At 68.9% G+C, this 1,928-nt stretch carries 2 protein-coding genes; one reads left to right on the top strand and one right to left on the bottom strand.

Features of this window, described 5'->3' with window-relative positions:
• The coding region (locus AB0C78_RS50730; RefSeq protein WP_360763042.1) for a DUF222 domain-containing protein at positions 1–1,215 on the top strand (1,215 nt) is incomplete at its 5' end.
• 18 nt (positions 1,216–1,233) lie between these two features.
• On the opposite strand, the gene AB0C78_RS50725 is transcribed toward AB0C78_RS50730, so the two are convergent.
• Positions 1,234–1,740 carry a DUF1579 family protein gene (locus AB0C78_RS50725; RefSeq protein ID WP_360763039.1) on the bottom strand — a complete coding sequence of 169 codons (507 nt, stop codon included), beginning with the start codon at positions 1,738–1,740 and terminating at the stop codon, positions 1,234–1,236.
• Positions 1,741–1,928: the final 188 nt, after the last annotated feature.

Raw genomic sequence — 1,928 nt, 5'->3', positions numbered from 1 at the left:
AACGCGCTCTCCGCCATCGCCACTGAACTCGCCACCAGAGACGCCCCCGAATCAGCCGCCGCCTGCCTCGAACTCACCGAAACCCTCGCGGCCGCCGCTGATATGCAGGAAAGCGCGCTCGCCGGATTCATCGGCCGAGTCGACGCCACCGGAGAACAAGCCCGCTGGGGATATCCCTCCACCCAGGCGTGGCTTCGGTCGCGGCTGGGCATGCGCGACAACCGCGCCAAGGAACGCCTCACCCTCGCCCGGCAGCGCCACCGCCTGCCCCACGTTGCCGCCGCACTGGCCTCCGGTGACCTGTCCTTTGGTTACGCCACCACCGTCGCCGACTCGGTAGCCCGCCTGGATGACACCAACTGCGCAGAGGCCGAGACAACCCTGCTCGGGTTCGTCGACCAGGGCTTCTCGGCCGGGAAGGTCGCCGCGTTCGGCCGCCGCATCCGCGACCTCATCGCTGAGCGCGACGACACCGAAGACGCCCCGGATGAGGACACCAAACGCGGCTATGACAAGTCCTGGCTCACCACCACCCGTTCGCTGGACGGCGGCCGGTACGTCAAAGGGTGGCTGAACCCCGAGGACGCCGCGATCTGGGACGGCGCTCTGGCTCCGCTGGCCAAGCCGGCCGGGCCGGAAGACCGCCGCGACTTCTCCGAACGCACCGCCGCCGCCCTGTCCAGCGTGCTGTCGGGTGGGCACAAGGCCACCAAGGTCACCGTCATCTGTGACCTGGAGACACTGACCGGTGGCAACGCCCCCGCCCGCCTCACCGACGGCACCCCGGTCCCCGCCGCCCAGGCGCGCCGCATCGCCCTCTCAGCCGGAGTCTCACCCCTCCTGCTGGGACGCGGGAACACTCCGCTGTACCTGGGCCACCGGGAACGGTTCGCGAGCGCAGCCCAACGCCAAGTCCTCGAAACCCTCTACCCCACATGTGCGGTAAGGGAATGCGAGACCCCCGGCACGCTGTGCGAGGTCGACCACGTCAACGGATGGGCACTCGGACACTCACCCACCGACATCGACCAACTCGCCCTCACCTGCGGATGGCACAACCGCTTCAAACACACCAACCCAGACCAGATCCAGATCACCAAAGATCAAGACGGGCGCTACGTCTACCGGCTACTGCCACCACCCGACGCCCGAAGATCAATCGGATCACCCGGCGGCAACGGGCCACCGGATGGCGCCCTCGACTGGGCTGCATAGTCGAATTCCGCGTATTGGTCAGGTGGCCTTGCGGAGGGTGACGTTCATCGATGGCGCCCAGGTCTCGCCGTCAGCGCTCGACTCGTGGCGGGCGACCTGGGTGAAACCGCCGTCGGTCAGTGTCGCGGTGCAGCGCGTGCGGTCGCCGATCCATCGCAGCTCGTCGCCGTCGATCTCCAGTCGTGAGACGTGGACGTTGCCGAAGCTGTCGTAGAAGGTGGAGCTGTACGCCTCGCCGTCGATGCCGATGATCTCGACGCCGCCGACGGAGGTGTCGCCGATCCTTCCGTAGGCCGAGTGCACGATGAAGAAGCCGCCGGGCGCCCACTCGTAGATATCGCTGGTGAGGATCGGAACCGACGGGGCCTCCGCAGTCGCGACGGTGTGGCCTTCGTTGATCCACTTGCCGATGAGGACCTCGAGCGCCTCGTGGCGGTCGTCGCGGACCGGTGCCGTCCGGTCGGTGGTCTCGACGCCGGCGGCGACGGTGACGACACGGGCTGACTTGCTGCTGCTACGGGACATCGGAGCTCCTCGGGAGATGCTGTCGGAAGTGCTTCACCCTCTGGTCGGAGTCGGCACGGCCGCCTCGACATCCCGCCGTCGATTGCCGTGACGGTACGGAAGGGGGTGGTGGGGTGGCGCGACCCGGGGGCGGGGGGGGGGGGGGGGGCGGGGGGGGGGCCCCCCCCCGGCCCCCCCCCCCCAAAACC

The sequence above is a fragment of the Actinomadura sp. NPDC048394 genome, assembly GCF_040651755.1.
Lineage (GTDB): Bacteria > Actinomycetota > Actinomycetes > Streptosporangiales > Streptosporangiaceae > Spirillospora > Spirillospora montaniterrae.
Note: the sequence above shows the minus strand (reverse complement) of the source record. Positions and strands in the feature narration are given on the sequence as shown.